This window comes from Gracilibacillus marinus (assembly GCF_042651725.1).
GTDB lineage: Bacteria > Bacillota > Bacilli > Bacillales > Amphibacillaceae > Gracilibacillus > Gracilibacillus marinus.
Genome location: NZ_JBHSDV010000001.1, coordinates 611,239 through 634,750 on the forward strand (window position 1 = coordinate 611,239; position 23,512 = coordinate 634,750).

Here is a 23,512-nt window from a genome sequence, read left to right on the forward strand (position 1 = left end):
AAATGGGGATATCTCGTTTGTTATTAAGTTATTTGTTATTATGAAGAAAAAACGTCATTTGATGTTTATCGACTTATGATAACAAATAGCTTTTTTGTGCTGTATAATGAGAAAAACAGTATACATTTTTTATTTACCACGACTAAGGAGATGTTGCGATGAACAAATTAACTTTAGAAAGCTACATCTTAGCAGAGGACTTATTCCGAATTAGGTATGTAAATGAAAAGACATTCTATCAAATGGATCATACACATTTTCACATTGGGTATGAATTATATTATGTCTTAGCAGGTAAGAAGTTATTTTTTATTAACGACGAACTACTCTATGCACAAAAAGGTGACTTAGTCATTATTCATCCATTCGATGTGCACAAAACTTCGAGTGTAGAAGGAAGTGATGCTGAACGAATTGTTGTTCATTTCAATCAAGATTTCATTGCGGATTGTGAAGAGGAAATTAAATATTTAGTTCGCTCACCATATAAAATCAACTTGCCTTTAAAAGAACAGCTACAAGCAGAGCGGATTTTGCATGATATGTTACGAGAATGCAAAGTAAAAGAGTATCAGTATGAACAATACACACGTTTATTATTACAAATGTTTATCATTATGTTAGAGCGAGTAAAAGAACAAAACAATGTAGTAGAAAAAGATACACGAACAGCTACCGAAAAGAAAATCGTAGAAATAGCTACATACATTAATAAAAATTATCAAATGAATTTGTCACTGCAACATATTGCAACAGTTTTTTTTATTAGTACGAGCTACTTAAGTAGAACCTTTAAAAAAGTGACAAGATTTAACGTAAGTGAATATATTCAATTAGTAAGAATAAGAGAGGCACAATATTTATTACGTGAAACAGACTCAAAAATTATAGACATTGCCGAACGGGTTGGATTTAATCAGATTGCTCATTTTAATAAAGTATTTAAAAAAATGACGAACACTTCCCCGGTTAAATTTCGACAAACAATGAATCGTAGAAAGCAAAATAAGCAAAGTTAAAAAGAAAAGAGCATGAATATGTAAAGACTTCTCCTATTTGTTTCTATACAATAAATATAATTGTAATCGCTTACTTAATGTGTTGCAATTTGATTGAATAAACAAAAGGGGAGTGGAGAAGTGAAGAAGTATTTGGTCATTTTAGTAGTTAGTTTTATTTGTGTTTTTTTAGCGGCTTGTAGTGAGGACACATCAACAAGTAATCAACAAGAGAAGACAGATGATACAACTACAGAGACAAATAATGCAAATGAACAAGAAAAGGATGAGACTCCATTTGAATTATCCATTATGTTGAATTTGCATACCCCTGAAATACCACAAGACAAACTAGAGTTATTATTAGAAGAAAAGACGAATACAAACTTAGAAATTCAATGGGTACCTGATAGTAACTATGGAGAACGAGTCAATACAGCTTTTTCGACTAATACATTACCACATGCCTTTTTAGTAAAAACAGATCAATTTATTCAATTTAAAGATGCGGTGAGAGATGGTCAGTTCTGGGAGATTGGTCCATACTTAAGCGAATTCGAAAATTTAAAGAAGCTTAGAGAAAGTACGTTAAAGAATTCAGAAGTAGATGGAAAGTTATACTCTTTGTACATGGGGCGTCCATTATCGCGTGGTGGTATCATCTATCGAAAAGATTGGGCAGATAATTTAGGATTAGAGACACCTACAACAACAGATGAATTTTATGAAATGTTGCGTGCATTTACAGAAGATGACCCTGATGGAAATGGTCAAAATGATACGATTGGGTTAACAGATCGAGGTAACTTAGGAACATTTAATACTGTGTCTACATGGTTTGGCGCACCGAATAGATGGGGAGAACTAGATGGTCAGTTATTACCAGACTTTATGTTTTCTGCATACAAAGAAACGTTAGAATTTTTCCGTGATTTGCATAGTAATGGATATATGAATAAAGATGCGCCAGTAACAAGTAAAACAGATCAACAAGAAATGATGAAGAATGGTACTGCAGGAGCATATATTGGTTCTATGCAAGACGTACATGGTATAAATAATGATGCAGTGAATATTAACCCTGATGTGGTGTTTGATGTGCATAATTATATTGAAGGACCAAATGGAGAATATCAAACACGCTCTATCCCTGGATATGGTAGTTTGATTATGTTTCCAAAACAAGCTATTGCTGATGAAGCAGAACTACGTAAAGTGTTGGAATTTTTTGACTATTTGATGACACCAGAAGGAGCAAATCTGATTATATGGGGTGTAGAGGGAGAACATTATGAAGTGGTTGATGGCAAAGCAAAAATACTGGATCAAGATAAATTTGATACGGAAATAAAGCCATACACACCTTTTGAAATTGGAGAACCACTAACAAATGGTCGATATGAAGCATTTCATGATTACGAACCAGCAGAAAAAGCGAATGAACTATATAAAGATAATGACAACTATGTAGTGGATGATCCAACAGTAGGATTAGATTCAGAAACATATAGTCAAAATGCAGGTACACTAGATCAAATAATTACAGATGCTACGTACCAATTTATTTTGGGTGAAATAGAGATGAATGGATTTGATGAAGCGATTGAGAAATGGAAAAATGCTGGTGGCAATAAGGTGATTGAAGAGTATAATCAATAGAAATGGTCTGTGACGAAAATAGGTTTAGATGAAAAGTAGCACACTATATGTGTAGTGTGCTACTTTTTTGAAATGAAAATATAGAAATTTGCAAGCATTCCAGTCACTACGTTTCTAACCGGACGCTTTCGCTTTTGTTATTTCAATGTTTCTACTGCTGCTCTTTCTATTACTAATCCTGCTTTGTAACGTTCCATGAATTGTTCAAAGCCTTCTACGTCTTTTTGATCTGGAGTGATTGTTTCGCTTTGTTGTCCAGAGAATACATGGTTGTTTAAGTAATCATCTAAAGTTTCATTTTCTTTTTTATTAATCGTGTAAGAAGCTAATAAGGCAATTCCCCATGCGCCGCCTTCTCCTGCTGTTTCCATAACAGAGACAGGAGTGTTAAGTGCGCCTGCCATGATTCGTTGACCGACACCTTTTGTTTTAAATAACCCACCATGTCCTAAGATTTCGTCTAATTGTACATTTTCTTCTTTTAGTAAAAGATCCATACCTATTTTCATTGCGCCTAATGCAGTAAATAGGTGTACACGCATAAAGTTAGCTAGATTAAAGTTGCTATCTGATGATCGAACAAATAGTGGACGTCCTTCTTCAAAATGGGTCATATGCTCACCAGATAAGTATCCATAAGATAAAAGACCGCCAGCATCTGCATCTCCTTCTAGTGCTTTTGTATATAATGTACTGTAAAGTTTATTCATGTCTACTTCGATTCCCATTGCTTGAGAAAATTCATTAAATAGTCCAACCCATGCATTTAAATCAGATGTACAGTTGTTGGAGTGTGCCATTGCTACTAGGTTTCCAGTAGGTGTTGTAACAAGATCAATCTCTGGATATACTTTAGATAGTTCTTTTTCAAGTACAATCATTGCAAATACAGACGTTCCTGCAGATACATTTCCAGTACGTTTGGCTACACTGTTTGTAGCAACCATACCTGTTCCAGCATCGCCTTCAGGAGGACAAAGTGGTATACCTGCTTGTAATTCACCAGTTACGTCAAGTAATTTGGCACCTTCTTCTGTTAATAGACCTGCATTCTCGCCTGCTACTAAAACTTTCGGTAGAATTTCTTCCAATTTCCATGGTAAATTCTTTGCAGAAATTACTTCATTAAATTGTGCGATCATCGATTGATTATAAGATTTTGTTTCTAAGTCGATAGGGAACACACCAGATGCTTCTCCTACACCTAGAGATTTCTCACCGGTAAGTTTCCAGTGAACGTATCCAGCAAGTGTTGTTTGGAATGCAATCTCTGACACATGTGCTTCATTATTTAGAATCGCTTGATAGAGATGTGCGATACTCCAACGTTGTGGAATATTATAGTTGAATAATGATGTTAATTCAGTAGAAGCTTGTTCTGTAATATTATTTCTCCATGTACGGAATGGAACAAGTAATTCATTATCTTTGTTAAATGCCATATAGCCATGCATCATTCCGCTAAAACCAATGGCACCAATAGTCGTTAGAGTGACATCATATTTTTCGCGCACTTCTGCTGCCATCTTTTGATAACTATCTTGTATACCTGTCCATATTTCTTCGACACTATATGTCCAGATATTATCTACATAACTATTTTCCCAATCGTGTGCACCTGAAGCGATTGGTACATTATTTTCATTTATTAAAACTGCTTTAATTCTGGTTGATCCTAGTTCGATTCCTAGTGAAGTTTTTCCTTCTAGTATTGTATTTTTTACATCGAGACTCATTGTAATTCCTCCAATAATATAAATTTCAGTTTCATATAATTAGTCAAACGCTTCCAACAATATAGTTGTGAATATTTGTTGTTAGTAAATAGTAAAGATAACTTGTTAGTACAACTATGAACTATGATAGCTAAATATTTAAGTAACTTACTTATATACTTATATAATATCATTTTGCTCTGTCTTTTTCCACAAAAAATTTGTACGAACGTGTCTGAATATTTCCAGCAAAAGAAAATACAACAAAATCGAAAAATAGTACAAAAGTATAAGGGGAGTAACGAACATTGTAATATAAAGAAGAATGGTAATATAAAATAGTGTAAATTACTTATTTTTTATAATGACAAATGATACATGTATGATATAATAAATTTGTTGAAATTTTACAATTGAGGAGAAATGAAATTGGGAAAAAGATTAAATGCAACTAAAAATAAGAAAAAAAAGTGGATTAAAATCATTTTTAGTATTATCTTAGTTTTTATTTTGGCAATTGGTGGGTATGTATACTCTATTTATCATAATGCAAAACAAACCGTAAATGATACGATACATGAAGAGGTAGAAACAATAGATACTTCTGTAACAAAGAAGAAAGTAAATGATAAAAAACCTTTGAATATTTTGTTATTAGGTGTAGATCAAAGAGCAAATGATAGCGGAAGATCTGATGCATTAATGGTACTTTCACTAAATCCAACAGATGATTCGATGCAGTTAGTGAGTATCCCACGAGATACGCGTACAGAAATAGTTGGTCATGGAACAGTGGACAAGATTAACCATGCCTACGCATTTGGCGGTGTGGATATGTCTATTAATACCGTAGAGAACTTCTTAGATATTGAATTAGATTATTATGTGAGAATGAATATGGAAGGTTTGTCAGATTTAGTTGATGCATTAGGTGGTATCACTGTTCAAAATGATATTGATTGGAAAGATAATGGTTTTCATTATTCAATCGGTGAGTTGAATTTAAATGGCCCACAAACAATGGGATTTGTTCGAATGAGAAAACAAGATTCATCTGGTGACTTTGGTAGAACAGAACGTCAACGTATTGTAATTAAAGCAATTATGGACAAAGGTGCGTCACTTAATTCTATTGGTAAAATTCATGAATTAATTGATGTTTTAGGGCGTAATGTAGTGACAAATATGAATTTTGAGGATATGACAACATTATTTAACAATTACCAAGGTACTAGAAAGAACTTTACAAGTTATATGATGTCTGGAACTGGTCAAAAAATAGGTGGTATTTACTATTTAGTTGTTTCAGATGATGAAGTTCAAAAAGTCCATGGTATGTTAACGAAAGAGTCTTAAATACATGAGAGCTACCTTTTCAGGAGAGAAGGTAGCTCTTTATGCTTTTGTGTATCGATAAATGATTAAGAAAAATTTTGATCAACTAGATTTTGATAAGTGTCTTGTTGTCTTTGTAATTCATTTCTTACTAAGTTAATTGCCTGTATATCATCTGTCACAGCTTCTGCTTGAAGTAGCGAGCGTTCTGCCTTTTCTATTGCTTGTTGAATTTGAGACATTATTTCAGTATTTGGATTTGTTTGTGCTTGCTGCATTGCATGTTGCAGGTGAAGCAAAGATTGTTGTGCCTGTGCTAACTGGTTTTGGTCTTGTAAGCTTGAGATATTATTACCCTTTTTCATATGAATTCCCTCCAAAAGAATCTATTCAAGAAGGTAGTATAAACAAATTAGGTAAAATTTATGTAGAAATTTGAATAAAAATAACATGTAACTATATGAAATATTAGGAAAATATTCTATAATAGTAGGGTAATAGACTTATTAAAAAGAATTTAATGAAAGGAATACCAATGAACAATTTAAAAAATCGATCTTCCTTAGCAACAGAGAAGAAACGTACAACAATTTGGTTTATGTGGTTATTTTTTGTGACGTTTTTTTTCTATGATATTTTGTATGCTTCCATAATGAGTTATATTACTGCGAATTATGATATCTTGATGCATAGAAGTGCTTTCAACTTTTTAATCTATTCAGCTATTTTTTTGTTGATTCCTATCTCTTATTACCTGTTTAAAAGAAATAAGGACTATCGAATAAAATATATCTTATTTATTTCCTACACGATTGTAAATATGTTGTCTGAATATCTTCATTACAGTAACAGTACGGAAATATATGCGAGTGGAAATGTACTAGAAATTGTAATGATATTATTTGCTCCTATCTTTGTTAATTTAAGATTCTATTTAACTGTTTCTTTGGGTACGATTTTAAAATACCTAATGATTGGTTTTATGTTAGAAGAGCCAATTGTTATATTACCATTAATTATTACAGTGGTAGTTTCATTAGTAGGAAGTATTATATTATTTAGATTTATTGCTTATGTGAAAGCTGTAGAAAACTCTTATGATGAACAGTTAGAGGGAATTGTAAGGGGGATCGTAACTACACTAGAACTAAAGGATAAATATACTAGAGGTCATAGTGAGCGAGTAGCTAGTTATGCACTAATCTTGGCCGAATCATTAGATAAATTTAAGCAGAATGAGTTAAATGCATTTTATAATGTGTGTCTTTTGCACGATGTTGGAAAGGTGAGTATTCCTGATGAAATCCTGTTAAAGAAAAGTAAATTAACTGAGCAAGAATATGACATTATAAAGCAACATCCTGTAATAGGTGCAGAAGCAATTAAGAATGTGGAAGGACTAACAAATTACATAGAAGTAATCAGACATCATCATGAGAGATGGGATGGTAATGGGTATCCTGATCAATTAAAAGGCGAGCAAATATCACTATTTGCGAGGATAACTGCCATAGCAGATGCTTTTGATGCAATGACTTCTTCCAGGTCATATAGAGCAGCGTTACCGTTAGAAGTAGCCAAATCACGAATTATTGAAGAAAAAGGTACTCAATTTGATGCAGAGCTTGTTGATAAGTTTGAAGAAGTTTATCCACAATGGGTAGCTTTTCATAATAATTATCATAAGAATAGAGGTGAGATTAATGAAAATTCGTAAACTTAATAAAGTAAAAACGACTTGTTGGTGGTGTGCATTTATAGGTTGGCCTGTACCAGCAAAATAGTAATTTCTATTGTGGTAGTTCTGAAAATGAACTACCACTTTGCTATTCTAAGAATCATGACACTCACGGAGGCAATCTCATGCTATCAAAAAATTCTACTCTAAAATTATTTCCAATTACAATAAGAAAAGACAAAATAAATTATATTATTGAAAATGAGCGTACTGGTGACTTTTTAGAAATGCCAGAAATCTGTGTGGACGCTATTCATTGGATTCAAGATCAATTTACCTTGAAAGAGATAGAAGAGAAACTAGTAAACAAATATCCAAATGAAGAAGTAGATATTTTAGATTTTGTGGAACAATTATTAGAACTTCAATTAGTTATGGAAGTAGATGGTGTTCTTGTCGAGCAAAATATAAAAAATAATGTAGTCAAACGATTTAATTGGATATCACCATCGTTCGCGAAATTGATCATTCATCGTTACTCTATTGGGATATTATTTTTACTAATTTTAGTTAATATTGTTTTATTCGCCGCAGATTCGACATTGTTACCAAACTATCAAGTAGTTTTTTTGTTTGATTCCATTGTGTTAAGTTTAGTTACATACTTAATCGTTTCATTAATTTTATTGTTGTTTCACGAATTAGGTCACATACTTGCAATGCGAGCATACAGCTTGCCTACTAACTTAGAGATTAGTAATCGTCTATTGGTATTAATCGTATTAGAGACAGATATGACAGCAGGGTGGAAGCTACCACCAAAGAAAAGAAATGTGCTTTTCTTAAGTGGAGTATATATGGAACAGTGGATATTGTTCTTAACAATTCTTTGCAAATTATTTCTACCAATTGAAGGTAGTTTGATTGATAGTATACTTTCTATTGTTATTTTTGATATTTTTGTTAAAACTGTGTATCAATGTTGCTTTTACATACGAACAGATTTTTATTATTTATTTGAGAATGTTACAAGTTGCTATAATATAATGGATCATAGCAAAAACTATTTAAAAAAATGGCTACCATTTCTTCAGGTACCAACAACAACTGAACCATATGAAAGAGAAATAAAGTATGTGGTGATCTTTTCGATATTTCAAGTAATTGGAGTTGGGTTCACATTTTTAATCCTTATTCTTTATAGTATTCCACAAGTAATATATGTATATGCTAATTTGTTACCATATTTATTTACTCCAGAAAATACGAAAAATTTTTGGGAAGCTATTTTTATTGTAGGTCAATCAATTGTGTTTTTATTCTTGTTAGTATTTACATGGAGAAAAGGATATAAAGAAAAAAGAAATATATAAATGTAATAGTTATCCTAACTTGTCTGCTTAGAAGTAGATAAGTTTTTTATTCAATCGTCAGCTTAGTTCAATACGCCTAAAAAAGCAATCCAAGAATATTTTTTCAACAATGATTTTGCATGCCGAATAAATTTTGGTGTGCTATAATACAAAATGTAATCGCTTTCTAAAAAGTCCTGGATGAAATCATGAAGGAGAGTAACGATGAACAATACGAATATTCCAATCTCGTTATTTAAAATTCAACATAAAGACAATAAGAAGACAGTGAAGGATTTTCATGCACATGCAGGATATGAAATTGTCTGGGTGAGAAACGGTGAAGCAAAGTTTATTTTTGATGAAAAAATTATTCATCTTAAACAAGATCATCTGTTATTTTTTCGTAGTACAGCATTTCATAAAGTACAAATTATCGATGGGCCACCATATGAGCGTGTTGTTATTATGTTTACAGATGATTTCTTCTCTGTGGAACAACCAGTATTTCTTCAATTTAAACAACTATTAGACACACTTCCATTACCTTATTGTTCTTTACCACTATTTATGTGGCGAAAAGAACCTTTTCAACAAATTATCAATCAACTACTTAAAGAAGATCAAAATATTCATGGATGGGAACAAAAACAAGCAATTGAATTACTCTTAACACAACTATTGTTATACATATGTAGAGAAATGCATGCAGATAAAAATGAACATTTATTAGCAAGTGATCATGATTTGGATGGATTGCTATTGCAAGAAAGGATAGTAAAAGAAATTAATGCAATATGGCAAACAAACTGGCAACTAGATGAACTTGCAGATCGATTGCATTTTAACAAGTATTATCTTTGTCATTTTTTCAAACGAGAATTTGGAATGACTATTCAGCAATATATTTTGCAAAAGCGAATGTTTGAGGCTAAGAAAATGTTAGTGCATTCCTCGATTGCGATTAATGAAATTGCAACATCTGTTGGGTTTTCTTCTGCATCTAATTTTATTAGGTGCTTTAAAAAATATGTGCATATGACACCAAAGCAATATCGTGATGAAAAAAGTCCAAAACTTATGAAAGTATGAACAACATGTAAAGGACAAATTTTTATGAAAGGAGGGTTTTTAAATTTTTAAATAGAATATGGAAAGTTTGTTTAGGGGAAGGGTAAGCAAGGTTTATCAAAAATAGTGAGAATAGTCAGACTAAACAAATGAAGGGAGTTTTATCTTTGAAAAAAGGAAAACAGTATCTGTATTTAATGACCGCTATCATGGTAATTATTGCAACAGTATTGACCCCATTGCCATTAGGTATGGTGAAAGCTGCGGACAATTTTAACAACGTTGTTATTTTTGGAGAAGACTTTAATCAAGCAGAAACAGGAATAGAACCTTCAATGCTAGATTATAAAGTGGAGGGAGGAGAAGTGATTATAGCAGAGGTGCCATCTGCAGAAGATAAAAGTTTATTCTTAAATGATACGGTAGATGGAGAAAGTGTACAAATAGCTAAAAGTTTTGAAGACATAACAGATGTTGTTACTTTTGAAGTGGATTATATGCAACCGGAATATACAAGTTCTGCAAAAATTCTTCGCATTAAAGGGGATAAGACACCTGTTATCATTGAAACAAAGAGTAATTACCTTACGTATAGAACAGGGGAGAAAATTCATAATTTAGTTGAAGTAACTAGTGGCACATGGTATGAAGTGAAAGTAGAAGTGAATATTACTACACAAACATCTAATGTTTATGTAGATGGTAACTTAATATTAGAAAACGCTCCATTAAATGAGCCAACAACAAAAGTGAATTATGTGGAATCATATACTCCAGGTGGTGGTGCAAAAGGCCATTATCTAGATAATTTTGTCATCACGACAAAAGAGAGAGTAGAAGAGCCTGCAGAACCAGAAGAACCAGTTGGAGAAGTGGTTGTCGATTATAACTTCAATGAAGATACAATTGGTGAGAAGCCTAATGATGTAACAGTATCCGAAGCAGGCGGAAAAGTAAGTGTAGTAGACATTCCTTCTTCTGAGAATAGGAGTGTGTATTTAGAAGATACGAGTAGTGAAACGAATGTTGCAATAAGCAAAAGTTTTCAAGAAGTATCTGGTATCGTGACAATGGAAATGAAGTTTATGCAACCTGAATATACGAGTTCAACGAAAGTTATGCGTGTAAAAGGTGATGGGACTCCTGTTATTATAGAAACAAAAAACGGAGCGATTACCTATCGTGTTGGTAGCGAATACACACCACTAATTGAAGTGACTGAAAATGAATGGTATGACATAAAAGTAGTAATTGATTTAGATCAAAGTGTTGCGAGTGTGTATATCAATGATGAATTAAAGTTAGAAAATGCAAGTTTTAATCAAGCTGCAACGAAAGTGAATTTTATAGAATCTTTTACTCCAAATGGAGACACAATCGGCCATTATGTGGATGACATAAAAGTAACAGGCATGATTGTGGAGGAAGAACCAACTGAACCAACAGAACCGACAGAACCAGTGGAAGATGGAGAAAATGGAATATATGAAGCGGAAAATGCTTTATTAGATAGTGCAATTATTGACAATAAACATATAGGGTTCACTGGGTCTGGGTTTGTTGATTATAATCCAAATGCACCTGGTGGTTGGATTGAATGGACTGTGAATGTGCCGGTAGAAGGAGAGTATACTTTAGATTTCCGTTACGCACATGGTGGAACAGATTTGCGTCCAGGTGAAGTTTCTGTGAATGGAGAGATGGTGAATCCTTCTCTAGCATTTGATCCGACTGGTGGTTTTGCAGAATGGAAGAATAGTAGTATGACAGCAGATTTGCAAGCTGGTGAAAATAAAATACGACTAACAGCAATTGCGCCTAGTGGGGGAGCAAATATTGATCATGTTCGTATTTACATGGATTATGATCAAATATATGAAGCAGAAGATGCTTTTTTAGAAGAAGGTAAAGTAATTATTGATAATAAGCATGCAGGTTTTACTGGAACTGGATTTATTGATTACAACCCAAATACAAAAGGTAGCTTTGTAGAGTGGACTGTTGATGTTCCTATAACTGGAGAATATTCATTAGCATTCCGCTATGCACACGGTGGAACAGATGAACGACCTGCAGAAATTAAAGTAAATGGTACGATAGTGGAAGAAGCATTAGCGTTTGATTCATCAGGTGGATGGGCAAATTGGCAATATACAACAACAAAAGTAACATTGCAAGAAGGACAGAATATTATCCGAGCAACAGGTGCAGGTGCTAGTGGTGGAGCGAATATTGATCACTTACGTATTCATAATCAATTAAATAGTGATGATGATACGGTGATTGATGTGGAAGATAAGGAAATGGAAGAAGTTGCAGGTGGTTTGTTAGTATCCAAAATGAAGAAACTTGGAATTATTGCAGATAAAGCAATTGCAGAGAATGATGAAATGACTAGATTAGCATTTTTCTCTTTAATTAATGATACATTTGGTTTTGTTTATGAAGATTCATTTAAAAATTTATCTACAGATACTAAGGTTTACGAAGTATCCATGGAAGAATGGTATGCCTATGTTCTAAAAGCTACAAAAACAGAAGAATATGCAGAACATTTAGTTGTAGATGGTAAGATTTCACCTGAAAAACAAATTACAAAGGGAGAAGTCGCAAAAATCATAAAAAATATCACTTCAGATGATGTGGGATTAAGTGGAAGTGAGCATATTACTTATAAAGAAGCAATCGATTTATTAGCGGAATATAAAGCAGCAGACCAGAGTGAACATGCAGAAGTTGTTGGGGTGCATGCAGTTAGCAATAATGTAATGGCAGTCACATTAAATGGAAAGTTTGAGTCATTTGATTACACAGATTTGGATGTGGTCATTCCAACAAGAAGTTGGAGTTTATTATCTCCCGGTTTTGCTAATCTAAGAATTGATAAAGCGGCAAGTGGCATGAATCAATTTGGGCAAACGGTCATTGTCATGCATAGTTTGGATGCATGGAATGACTTTGCTGAAATAGAGCAGGAAATGGAAGAAACAAAATTTTCAGGTGATTTAGACAATGCAATTAATGAAGCTAACAATCTTTTAACATGGCAAATGGATCATGGTGGCTGGACAAAGAATTGGCCACATATATATACAAGACCATGGGACGGGGAAGAGTCTCGTTCGGAATGGGTAAGTGATGATGGAGTGGAATTTGGGACAATTGACAATGATGCAACGATTAGTGAGATTTCTTTCTTAGCACAAATTTATCAAGAAACAAATGATGAAAAATATAAGGAAAGTGTGGAGAAAGGATTAGACTTTTTATTTGATTTACAATATGAAACAGGTGGATTTGCACAAGTATATCCACGTAGAGGCAATTACTCTGATTATGTGACATTTAATGATGAAGCGATGTTAAATGTATTAGAATTATTAGATTTAGTCGCAAAAGAGCGTTATCCATTTAATGATGGAATGATAAGCGCAGCATATCAAGTGAAAGCAGAAGTAGCGATTGATTTGGCTGTTGAATACATTTTAAATGCTCAAATTGAAGTCGATGGAGAATTAACAGCATGGTGTGCACAACATGACCCTTATACGTATGAAGCAAGGGGTGCAAGAAGTTATGAGCATCCATCCATTTCAGGACAAGAATCTATTGGGATTATTCGTTATTTAATGTCACGACCACAAACAGAAGCGATTAATCAAGCGGTAACTGCAGCATTGACGTGGTTAGATGCTGTGAAATTAGAGAATACTCGCTATATTAGTGGAGATCCGAACAATGAATATTTTGTAGAAGACTCCAATTCGACAGCGTGGTATCGCTTTTATGAAATCGGAACAAATTTACCAATTTTCTCCGGTCGTGATGGCGTAATCAAACATAATATCTTAGAGATTGAAGAAGAACGTCGAAATGGTTATTCATGGGGAGGACATTGGGGTACACAGCTATTAGCAATTGCAAAGTCCACTGGAAATTACACAAACAAAGTATATGTAAAAATAGCAGGAGAATCTTCGGTCGATGAAGATGGAAGAACATTACAAGCAGAGAAAGTATACAAACTGGAGGGACAAATAAAACAGATGGAAGCAATTGATAGTAAAATTATCGTAGCGAAAGACGGTACAGGTGATTATACAACAGTTCAAGCTGCAGTGGATGCAGTACCAGTCAACAATTCATCGCAAGTGACTATTTACGTGAAAGATGGAGTGTATAAAGAAGTTGTTACCATTCCTAATAATAAACCACATATTCATCTATTAGGAGAAAGTATGGAAGGAACCATTCTAACTTATGATAACTATGCAGGAAGAGATAATGGTGTTGGTGGCACATTAGGAACAAGTGGTAGTGCGAGTGTCTATTTACGAGCAGATGATTTACGCATAGAAAATATGACGATAGAGAATAGCTTCGATGAAACGATGGAAACAGAAGGAAAGCAGGCTGTAGCAGCCTATGCTAGTGGAGACAGACAATACTACAAGAATGTGAGCTTCATTGGAAATCAAGACACATTGTATACACATTCAGGTAGTCAATATTTCTACAAAGTATATATTGAGGGCGATGTAGACTTTATCTTTGGAGCAGCTCGAGTCGTTATAGAAGAATCGATTATACATTCATATGATAGAGGTTCAGACTCCAATAATGGATATGTAACGGCTGCAAGTACATTATTGTCAGACGAATACGGTATGCTTATCTTAAATAGTAAACTAACAAGTGATGCAAAAGACAAGACAGTATATTTAGGTAGACCATGGCCAGCTGGTGGGAATCCAAATGCTCGTGGTAGTGTTGTCTATATGTATAGTGAGTTAGGTCCCCATATTAAAGATGAAGGTTGGACATCAATGAGTGGCTTAAGCCCAGAAGATGCAAGATTATTTGAGTACAAAAATACAGGACCAGGTGCAGTTATAAATGATTCACGCCGTCAATTAACTGATGAAGAAGCAAAAAACTGGACAGTAGAAAATGTATTAAAGGGATGGGATGCCCAAAGTTTAAATGAGGATGATGAAGAGAATCCAGGTGAAGAGCCAGGAGAGAATCCGGGTGAAGGGCCAGGAGAGAATCCAGGTGAAGAGCCAGGAGAGAATCCGGGTGAAGAGCCAGGAGAGAATCCGGGTGAAGGGCCAGGAGAGAATCCGGGTGAAGGGCCAGGAGAAAATCCAGGTGAAGGGCCAGGAGAGAACTCAGATAGCAGAAAAAAGATACAGCTAGATAAAGAAACGGAGGTATATCCTAATGAAATCGTTCAAATTGCTGATTCAAAATCAAAAGTAAAAATGTCGAGTGATTTACCTGACGGGACAAAATTAATTGTAACAAAGGCATCTGTAACAGAAGGAGAAGGATTAATTCTTAGTGGTGATGCTTATACATTCGAATTTATCTTTCCAGAGGGTTATGAAGATTATACCGGAGCATTTGAGCTGTCGCTTGCGCATAACGGTAACAATAATGTAGCAATATATTATTATAATGAGTCAACAAAAGAATGGGAATTAATTGGTGGCGAACTAGATAGTGAAGTGATTACAACAGTTGTAGATCATTTTTCCACATATGGAGTTTTTGCAAAAGAAGAGAATAATACTGATGGAAATGTGTCAGATAGCGAATCTAATCAAACTGATAAAGATAAAGTGTTACCAGACACTGCAACAAATATATCTAATATCATTATCGGCGGTTTATTATTGTGCCTAATCGGTGTTGGTATGTATCTTTATAGAAGACCAATTAGAAGGTAGTTATTGATAATTCATTTAAATTAACAATAAGGCGAAATTTTATCTACACAAAAGTAGATAGGTTTCGTCTTTTTTTGTTTTATGTGTTTCGTTGGTACGGTGAGAAATGCGGATAATGAGCGAACTTTTGTATTCTTCGATATAATAGAACAGGTTGCAGTAAATAGGTTAGGAGCGTTTAAGTTGAAAGTACATAATAAATCAAATACATCTATGGAGACATTACAATGGTTTGTCTTCTTGTTAGCAAGTTCTGTTGCATTACCCATTGTGATAGGTTCTGTTTTCGAACTGGAATTTCATGAAGTGGCAGGTTTGATGCAGCGCACTTTCTTTTTAGTTGGACTAGCTTCTTTGTTACAAGGTTTATTTGGACATCGGTTACCAATAATGGAAGGACCGGCTGGCATATGGATTAGTATTTTTACCGTAATGGCAATGACAGGCTTGCAACACGGAACCTCTTTAGATAAGTCTTTACAATTAATACAAACAACGATGATTGTTACAGGATTGTTTTTGTTATTGTTTGGTTTATTCAAAATTTCGCAATTTATTTTGCCTATTTTTACCCCACTAGTGACAGGTGTGTTTTTCTTCCTATTAACTGTTCAATTAAGCGGGACATTTTTGCAAGGAATGTTAGGGTTACAAGGAGATGCGAGTACGATTCAATTGGATAGTGCTACACTTGCTTTTATGACATTTTTTATTGTATTAGGCTTATCTATTTTCGGAAAAGGTTGGATAAGTAACTATGCAGTGTTAATTGGTTTAGCTATTGGCTGGTTATTATATGAATGGTTCATTAAGCCTGAAAGAACATCTACAGAAATGCCTGTTTTTCAATTACCAGAAGTATTTGCTTTTGGAATGCCGATATTTGATGTGAGTGTAATACCTATTGCATTTATTACAGCATTAATATTAATATCTAATGTTGTTGCATCGATTGTTGCTGTAAAACAAACACTAGGGTCTGATATCTTAGATATTCGTAGTCAAGTAAATAAAGGTACTGCTTTTTCTGGTGTAAGTCATGGGTTAGCAGGAATGTTCTCAGCAATTGCAAATGTTCCGCTTGCTACATCAGCAGGTTTTATTGGATTAACAGGTCAAAAAAAGAAAATGCCATTTATCTATGCATCTATTGTGTTGATGATTGTTGCACTATTTCCTCCAATTGTTGCTTTTATTTCAAGCATACCGTCGCCAATTGCAAATGCAGCATTAATGGCATCTTTTGTGAATTTAGTCGGTTTAGCTATTAATAATACAACATTAGAAAAACTAGATACAAGAAAAATGACTATTGTCGGAGTTAGCTATTTGTTTGGGATGGGAGCAATGTTTTTACCAATCGAGGTCTTTGCAGAATTACCATCTTATTTACAAAATCTATTAAGTAATGGATTGCTTGTAGGTACAGTTTTAGTTATACTCTTAGAACAAGTATGGAGAGAATGAAATTATACAGAAAGCTAGGGGGAAAAGATGTTAAGAAAAATCCATCATATTGCAATAATATATTCTGATTACAAAAAATCAAAAGACTTTTATGTGAACAAATTAGGGCTAGAAATTATAAATGAAAATTATCGAGAAGAGAGACAATCTTTTAAGTTAGATCTTGCATTGGTAGGAGAGTATGTGATAGAACTATTTTCCTTTCCAGATCCACCAACGAGAACTTCTTATCCAGAGGCTTGTGGATTGCGTCATATCGCTTTTGAAGTCGATAGTATCAAGGAAACTTGTAAAGATTTAAAAAGTAAAGGAATTGATGTGGAAGAAATACGAGAAGACCCTGTTACAGGAAAATTATTTACTTTTTTTCAAGACCCTGATTGTTTGCCGATTGAAATATATGAAAAATAAAAATTATTGCTAGTTTATCATCTGTATTCTGATAGACTAGCTTTTTTATTGGACAAATAAGTCTTATTTCTTCAATGGAATGCATACATTTCTAACTATATAGTTTGAAAAATGTCTATATTGTGAAATGTTTCACAATAATATTGTTATTATTATCTTATGTGATAAAATGAACATATAAAGGGAGATGGGGTGGAAGAGATGATGACACTTGTTGCGTTAACACCAATTTTAGCAGTTTTTTTATTTTTAGTAGTACTACGATTACCTGCAATTAAAGCGATGCCAATTAGTTTATTTGTTACAGCAATATTAGCATATTTTTATTGGAAAGTACCTTTTATTCAACTTAGTGCATCTTTGATTGAAGGAATCATTATTGCGATATCTATTTTGTACATTGTATTTGGTGCTATTTTGTTATTAAATACATTGCAAAAAAGTGGAGCTATTGATACAATTCGTGCTTATTTTATGAGTGTAACACCTGATCGACGTGTGCAAGTAGTGTTAATTGCATGGATGTTTGGTGCATTTATTGAAGGAGCTGCTGGATTCGGAACGCCTGCTGCGATAGTCGCGCCATTATTAGTTGTCTTAGGCTTTCCACCTTTAGCAGCAGTAGTGATTGCATTGATTGCAGATAGTAGTCCGGTTACATTCGGTGCTGTTGGAACACCGTTAATTGTCGGTGTAGAGCAAGGTTTAATGGAAGGTGGAGGAATCAGTCCAATTGTAGCGGTATTTCTTGGTGATTTATCAATAACGGAATATTTAAAAGTAATTGCAAGCCAAGTCATGCGATTTGATTTAATTGTTGGTACACTTGTTCCATTTATTATGATTCTACTTTTAACTAGATTTTTCGGTGAAGAGAAAACATGGCGTCATGGACTAGTCATGTGGAAATTCGCTATTTATGCAGGATTGAGCTATACTTTTCCAGCATTTCTTGTTGCTACATTTATTGGGCCAGAGTTCCCATCTATTATAGGTGGCTTAGTTGGTCTAGTGCTTGTACTTGTCGCAATAAAAAAAGGATGGTTTATGCCAAAAGAAACATGGGACTTTGGCCGAAAAGAGACATGGTCAAAAGATTGGCTAGGTACTGTAACGGTTGAAGAGAATCAGGCTCAATCTGTTATGCCACTAATGAAAGCATGGATTCCATATTTGTTATTAGGATTTTTGCTAATACTCACTCGTTTAGAAGTATTGCCATTTAAAGAGTTATTAACAAGTGTAAAAGTAGGTTGGCAACAAATATTAGGAACAAATATTAGTGCAATGCTTGAACCACTTTATTTACCTGGAACGGTTTTTATCATTGTTGTAGTTATTACGATTATCTATCATCAAATGAATAAACACCAAGTAATGGAAGTATGTGCAAGTTCAATGAAAACATTAGTTGGGACCGCAATTACCTTATTTACAGCAGTTCCAATGGTACGTATTTTTATTAACTCTGGCGTCAATGAAGCAGATCTAGCTAGTATGCCTGTTGAGTTAGCACATCAAGCAGCAGATCTTATCGGCACTGGTTGGCCATTCATGGCACCATTTATTGGTGCATTAGGTTCTTTCATCTCTGGAAGTGCCACATTTAGTAACATGATGTTCTCACTTTTCCAATTCTCTGTCGCTGATCAAGTAGGGATGGATCCAACAACAATTGTTAGTATGCAAGTGATGGGCGCTAATACAGGGAATATGATTTGTGTAGTAAACGTAGTCGCAGCTGCATCTGTTGTAGGATTAATAGGTAAAGAAGGCAGTATTATTAGAATGACATTACTACCAATGGTAATCTACGCCACGTTAGTTGGAGTATTAGGATTTGTATTCAGTTAATAAACAAAAGCGAAAGTACTCGCCTGATGTGGAATATAGCCATATGGTTTAAGTTGTGTCCTTTCTATTACAATACAAAAAGCTTCTTCAAACTGCCGAATGAAGAAGCTTTTTTGTATTACGAGATAGTATTCCTTCCATCCAACTGAAAAATATTGAAAAAAACATGACATTAGATTGAAATATTGGTAAACTGTAAAAAGTGAATTTTGTCGATTAATTTAATCCAAGTTGATATAATTGTGATATTTTTCAGGTGGAGGTTTGATAATGGAAGGAACGATTTATTCGCTAATACCAGCGATTTTAATGCTGATATTAGTTTTATTTACTAGAAAAATACTTTTGTCACTCGGTACAGGTATTATTGTAGGGGCTTTACTTATACATGATTTTAGAATAGGAAAGTCATTAGAACAAATTTGGCTCGTATTTCGTGATATTTTTTATACAGAAGATGGCATTAATACAGGGAATATATATTTGTTAACATTTTTATTGTTTCTTGGAATAATGACTGTTTTCATGACTGCATCAGGTGGGAGTAAAGCATTTGGTGACTGGGCGATCAAAAAAGTGAAGACGAGACGTGATGCGCAATTAATTCCAGCATTTCTTGGTGTTATTATCTTTATCGATGATTATTTTAATAGTCTTGCTGTTGGACAAGTAGCAAGACCGATTACAGATCGTTATAAAATATCACGTGCCAAACTTGCTTATTTTATTGATTCTACTTCTGCACCAGTTACTGTTATTACACCAATATCTAGTTGGGGTGCATATATTATCGGGACATTAGGTTCAATTTTCGTTGCAGCAGAAGTAACGGAATTTCAGCCTTTAGAAGCATTTGTGAAGATGATTCCATATAATTTCTATGCATTTGCAGCATTATTACTTGTTTTTCTTGTCGCTATATTTAATGTGAATATTGGTTCAATGAGAACACATGAAAATAGAGCAATGGAGACAGGAGAAGTATTAGATCCAAATAAAAAAAGTACACAAGCATTATCAAATGAAGATACATTAATGAATGCGAATGGAAAAGTAAGACATTTGTTAATTCCGATACTTGTTTTAGTGATTGCCACAGTTGCCTCCATGCTGATTACTGGTCGAATGGAAGTAGAGGGCGACGCAAGTGTATTACAAATGTTCGAAAATACGAATGTAAATCTTTCTTTATTTATTGGTGGACTTTTAGCAGTTGTCATTTCTCTTGTGATGTACGTAATCTTACAAGGTGAAAAAACTAAACTAAGTACTATATTTGGTAATGGAATCCAATCAATGCTTCCGGCAATTTATATTTTAATTTTAGCATGGATGATTGGAGCAATAATTGAAATAATTGATACAGGTGGATATCTTGCATCATTAGTAGAAGATCTGTCTTTTAATATGAATTATTTAGCTTTATTGTTATTTATTTTAGCAGGATTTATGGCATTAGCTACAGGTACTTCGTGGGGAACATTTGCGATTATGTTACCTATAGCTGCACAAATTGCGATTGTATATGACATAGATTTAGTCATTCCAGCAATGTCAGCAGTGTTAGCTGGTTCTGTTTTTGGGGATCATTGTTCTCCGATTTCTGATACATCTATATTATCTTCAACTGGTGCTGGTTCTGACCATATTGATCACGTCATGACACAATTACCATATGCATTCATTTGTGCATTTGCTGCATGTATTGGCTATGTAGTATTAGCAATATCAGGACAAGTTAGTCTTGCATTTGGTGCAACAATCATTGCAATTATCTTGCTTGTGTTACTTTTGTTGTTTATCGAAAAGAAACGAAAATAATAAGAAAATGCGAATCTCTTAAAAGATTCGTATTTTTTTATGAAAATGTAGAGTGGCACACAAATGTTATTAGTGATAAAGGCATCCCGATGTGGTGATTTTCAGGAAATTTCCCCATATAATTTCCCTTCATTATATACGTGCTTCTCTTAACTTAATTACTTGCAAATAAAAATTAAAAGGAACATAATAATAGAGGAGAAACCTTAATATTCCAATCGAATCATCAATTGTTTGGAATAAATGAAGATATATAGTAGGGAAGGAACGTGTAAGATGGGTTCAACACATGAATTCACGGTGAAAGAAGAAATAGCTAATTCCATCACACATGGAATAGGAATGGTACTTAGTATAGCTGGTTTGGTATTACTTGTTGTCTATTCCTCACTTTATGGTACGGCTTGGCACATTGTTAGTTTTACATTATTTGGTGTAACAATGGTATTACTTTATACATCTTCCACACTTTTGCATAGTTTGCCAAAAGGTCGTGCAAAAAATGTATTTGAAGTATTAGATCACTCATCGATTTATTTCTTTATTGCTGGTACATATACACCATTTTTATTTTTAGCTATTCAAGGGTGGCAAGGTTGGACGTTATTTGGTGTCATCTGGGGTCTTGCAATTGGTGGAACTGTTTTTAAAGCTTTTTTTGTGAAAAAATTCCTTTTTTTCTCGACAATTCTTTATGTTGTTATGGGTTGGTTAATTGTGCTAGCATGGCAACCATTAGTAGAAAATTTACACCCGAATGGTGTTCGTTGGTTAGTGGCTGGCGGTTTATTGTATACAATAGGTGCTGTTTTTTACGTCTGGAGAGCATTTAAATTTCATCATGCTTTATGGCATTTATTTGTTCTAGCGGGGTCTATTGCACATTTTTTCTGTGTATTCTTTTATTTATTACCAAGATAAATAGTAATGTAAGCACATGTATGGAAAATGCATGTGTTTTTTGTTTTACTCAGAATCTAGTACCCGTTGACATGGAAGAGTCACATGCAGTAGGTGTTGTCGAACTTGATCTTCACCTGTGTAATATATCACAACATTCATTCTCTTTTTCTATTACGGTTAAAGTAATATTTCAACAAAAGGAGCGTTTAAGTTGAGAGAAAAACCTATGTTTTCACCGCGTGATTATAATGAAGATCCTTTTATTGTTATTTGGGAAGTAACGAGAGCATGTGCATTGAAATGCCTTCATTGTCGGGCAGATGCTCAACATCACCGTGATCCTCGAGAATTGAATTTTGATGAAGCGAAAGTATTGATTGATCAAATTCATTCAATGAAAAACCCTTTACTCGTATTTACTGGAGGGGATCCTTTAGAGCGGAACGATTTATTTGATATTGCAACATATGCGATACAAAAAGGTGTACGTGTTTCGATGACACCATCAGCTACTCCAAATGTAACAAAAGATGTAATGAAAAAGGCGAAAGATATTGGACTTGCAAGATGGGCATTTAGTATTGATGGACCAAATGCGGAAATACATGATCATTTTAGGGGAACTACTGGATCATTTAAGCGAACAATGGAAGCTATTGAATATTTACATGAATTAAACATGCCGTTACAAATCAACACAGTAATTTCTAAATACAATCTCAATTACTTAGAAGAAATGAAGACATTAATGGAGAAACTAAATGTTGTGTTATGGAGTGTATTCTTCTTGGTTCCTGTTGGTAGAGGGCAAGAGAAAGATATGATTTCTCCTGTAGAACATGAGAAAGTGTTCAGATGGCTACATCATGTTGCACAAGATGCCTCTTTTGATATAAAAACAACAGCAGGACAGCATTATCGTAGAGTTGTGCTTCAACAAAAAGCGAAAGAAAAAGAAACAACCATTGCTTTTGAGAATGTATTAGAAAAAGGTGCAACAGGTACAGTAGATGGTTTAGGTAGAGCACCTAAAGGAGTTAATGATGGAAACGGCTTTGTATTTATTTCACATATTGGAGATGTTTATCCAAGTGGACTACTACCTGTGAAAGTAGGTAATGTTCGTCTACAAACATTACCAGATATTTATCGGAATTCTCCAATATTGAAGCAATTACGTGATCCAAACCAATATAAAGGTAAATGTGGTGTGTGTGAATTTAGGCAGGTATGTGGTGGTTCTCGATCAAGGGCGTATGCGATGACAGGGGATTATTTGGAGAGTGAACCATATTGTGTCTATATTCCTAAAGCAATGAGGAAACATACAAAAACCTCTTAAAATAATATAAGTAAAGGTGCTCTCTAAACGAGAAGACAATTTTCCATATAGATTATTTCCTAGGAAATGATAATTTTTTGTCGATTGATATGTAAGATAATGATATCGAATAGAAAAAAGCTTCTCATTGCGAATACAAATGAGAAGCTTTTTGTTCCACTATTAAATATGTTT

At 33.9% G+C, this 23,512-nt stretch carries 15 protein-coding genes; 13 read left to right on the forward strand and 2 right to left on the reverse strand.

Annotation, left to right across the window (positions count from 1 at the left end):
* Positions 1–158: 158 nt before the first annotated feature.
* Positions 159–1,019, forward strand: coding sequence for an AraC family transcriptional regulator (locus tag ACFOZ1_RS02680; RefSeq protein ID WP_390195563.1), 861 nt, complete (start codon positions 159–161; stop codon positions 1,017–1,019).
* A gap of 120 nt (positions 1,020–1,139) precedes the next feature.
* Positions 1,140–2,657, forward strand: a complete 1,518-nt coding sequence (locus ACFOZ1_RS02685; protein ID WP_390195565.1) for an extracellular solute-binding protein — start codon at positions 1,140–1,142, stop codon at positions 2,655–2,657.
* A 137-nt stretch (positions 2,658–2,794) separates the two neighbouring features.
* On the opposite strand, the gene ACFOZ1_RS02690 is transcribed toward ACFOZ1_RS02685, so the two are convergent.
* Positions 2,795–4,393: a xylulokinase gene (locus ACFOZ1_RS02690; RefSeq protein ID WP_390195566.1), complete on the reverse strand. Its 1,599-nt coding sequence runs from the start codon at positions 4,391–4,393 to the stop codon at positions 2,795–2,797.
* A gap of 402 nt (positions 4,394–4,795) precedes the next feature.
* Between ACFOZ1_RS02690 and ACFOZ1_RS02695 the strand changes: the two genes are divergently transcribed.
* Positions 4,796–5,728, forward strand: coding sequence for an LCP family glycopolymer transferase (locus tag ACFOZ1_RS02695; protein ID WP_390195568.1), 933 nt, complete (start codon positions 4,796–4,798; stop codon positions 5,726–5,728).
* Between the two features lie 65 nt (positions 5,729–5,793).
* Here the strand turns inward: ACFOZ1_RS02695 and ACFOZ1_RS02700 are convergent, their stop codons facing one another.
* Positions 5,794–6,072, reverse strand: coding sequence for a hypothetical protein (locus tag ACFOZ1_RS02700; RefSeq protein WP_390195570.1), 279 nt, complete (start codon positions 6,070–6,072; stop codon positions 5,794–5,796).
* 170 nt (positions 6,073–6,242) lie between these two features.
* Here ACFOZ1_RS02700 and ACFOZ1_RS02705 point away from each other — a divergent pair, with 170 nt between their 5' ends.
* The 10 genes from ACFOZ1_RS02705 (at position 6,243) to ACFOZ1_RS02750 (ending at position 23,338) form a co-directional block, all read left to right on the forward strand.
* On the forward strand, positions 6,243–7,424 hold the full coding sequence (locus ACFOZ1_RS02705; protein ID WP_390195573.1) for an HD-GYP domain-containing protein: 1,182 nt from the start codon (positions 6,243–6,245) through the stop codon (positions 7,422–7,424).
* Between the two features lie 146 nt (positions 7,425–7,570).
* Positions 7,571–8,758: a hypothetical protein gene (locus tag ACFOZ1_RS02710; RefSeq protein ID WP_390195575.1), complete on the forward strand. Its 1,188-nt coding sequence runs from the start codon at positions 7,571–7,573 to the stop codon at positions 8,756–8,758.
* A 204-nt stretch (positions 8,759–8,962) separates the two neighbouring features.
* Positions 8,963–9,829, forward strand: coding sequence for a helix-turn-helix transcriptional regulator (locus ACFOZ1_RS02715; RefSeq protein ID WP_390195577.1), 867 nt, complete (start codon positions 8,963–8,965; stop codon positions 9,827–9,829).
* Positions 9,830–9,975: 146 nt separating this feature from the next.
* Entirely contained in the window at positions 9,976–15,540 is a 5,565-nt protein-coding gene (gene pelA / locus ACFOZ1_RS02720; protein ID WP_390195580.1) for a pectate lyase, read from the forward strand.
* A gap of 183 nt (positions 15,541–15,723) precedes the next feature.
* Positions 15,724–17,007, forward strand: coding sequence for a purine/pyrimidine permease (locus ACFOZ1_RS02725; protein WP_390195582.1), 1,284 nt, complete (start codon positions 15,724–15,726; stop codon positions 17,005–17,007).
* A gap of 27 nt (positions 17,008–17,034) precedes the next feature.
* Complete coding sequence (gene gloA2 / locus ACFOZ1_RS02730) at positions 17,035–17,418, forward strand: SMU1112c/YaeR family gloxylase I-like metalloprotein (protein WP_390195584.1); 384 nt, start codon at positions 17,035–17,037, stop codon at positions 17,416–17,418.
* Positions 17,419–17,619: 201 nt separating this feature from the next.
* Complete coding sequence (locus tag ACFOZ1_RS02735; RefSeq protein ID WP_390195586.1) at positions 17,620–19,272, forward strand: L-lactate permease; 1,653 nt, start codon at positions 17,620–17,622, stop codon at positions 19,270–19,272.
* A 270-nt stretch (positions 19,273–19,542) separates the two neighbouring features.
* Complete coding sequence (locus tag ACFOZ1_RS02740) at positions 19,543–21,093, forward strand: Na+/H+ antiporter NhaC family protein (protein WP_390195589.1); 1,551 nt, start codon at positions 19,543–19,545, stop codon at positions 21,091–21,093.
* A gap of 276 nt (positions 21,094–21,369) precedes the next feature.
* Positions 21,370–22,014, forward strand: coding sequence for a PAQR family membrane homeostasis protein TrhA (trhA, locus tag ACFOZ1_RS02745; RefSeq protein ID WP_390195590.1), 645 nt, complete (start codon positions 21,370–21,372; stop codon positions 22,012–22,014).
* 208 nt (positions 22,015–22,222) lie between these two features.
* Positions 22,223–23,338 (forward strand): TIGR04053 family radical SAM/SPASM domain-containing protein, encoded by a 1,116-nt coding sequence (locus ACFOZ1_RS02750; RefSeq protein ID WP_390198026.1) that lies wholly within the window; start codon positions 22,223–22,225, stop codon positions 23,336–23,338.
* Positions 23,339–23,512: the final 174 nt, after the last annotated feature.

What these genes read in the sequence shown, in the direction of transcription:
- ACFOZ1_RS02680 (WP_390195563.1), top strand. Translation starts at nt 159, where the DNA reads ATGAACAAATTAACTTTAGAAAGCTACATCTTAGCAGAGGACTTATTC.
- ACFOZ1_RS02690 (WP_390195566.1), bottom strand. Translation starts at nt 4,393, where the DNA reads ATGAGTCTCGATGTAAAAAATACAATACTAGAAGGAAAAACTTCACTA.
- ACFOZ1_RS02695 (WP_390195568.1), top strand. Translation starts at nt 4,796, where the DNA reads ATGAAATTGGGAAAAAGATTAAATGCAACTAAAAATAAGAAAAAAAAG.
- ACFOZ1_RS02700 (WP_390195570.1), bottom strand. Translation starts at nt 6,072, where the DNA reads ATGAAAAAGGGTAATAATATCTCAAGCTTACAAGACCAAAACCAGTTA.
- ACFOZ1_RS02705 (WP_390195573.1), top strand. Translation starts at nt 6,243, where the DNA reads ATGAACAATTTAAAAAATCGATCTTCCTTAGCAACAGAGAAGAAACGT.
- ACFOZ1_RS02710 (WP_390195575.1), top strand. Translation starts at nt 7,571, where the DNA reads ATGCTATCAAAAAATTCTACTCTAAAATTATTTCCAATTACAATAAGA.
- ACFOZ1_RS02715 (WP_390195577.1), top strand. Translation starts at nt 8,963, where the DNA reads ATGAACAATACGAATATTCCAATCTCGTTATTTAAAATTCAACATAAA.
- gloA2 (WP_390195584.1), top strand. Translation starts at nt 17,035, where the DNA reads ATGTTAAGAAAAATCCATCATATTGCAATAATATATTCTGATTACAAA.
- ACFOZ1_RS02735 (WP_390195586.1), top strand. Translation starts at nt 17,620, where the DNA reads ATGATGACACTTGTTGCGTTAACACCAATTTTAGCAGTTTTTTTATTT.
- ACFOZ1_RS02740 (WP_390195589.1), top strand. Translation starts at nt 19,543, where the DNA reads ATGGAAGGAACGATTTATTCGCTAATACCAGCGATTTTAATGCTGATA.
- trhA (WP_390195590.1), top strand. Translation starts at nt 21,370, where the DNA reads ATGGGTTCAACACATGAATTCACGGTGAAAGAAGAAATAGCTAATTCC.
- ACFOZ1_RS02750 (WP_390198026.1), top strand. Translation starts at nt 22,223, where the DNA reads ATGTTTTCACCGCGTGATTATAATGAAGATCCTTTTATTGTTATTTGG.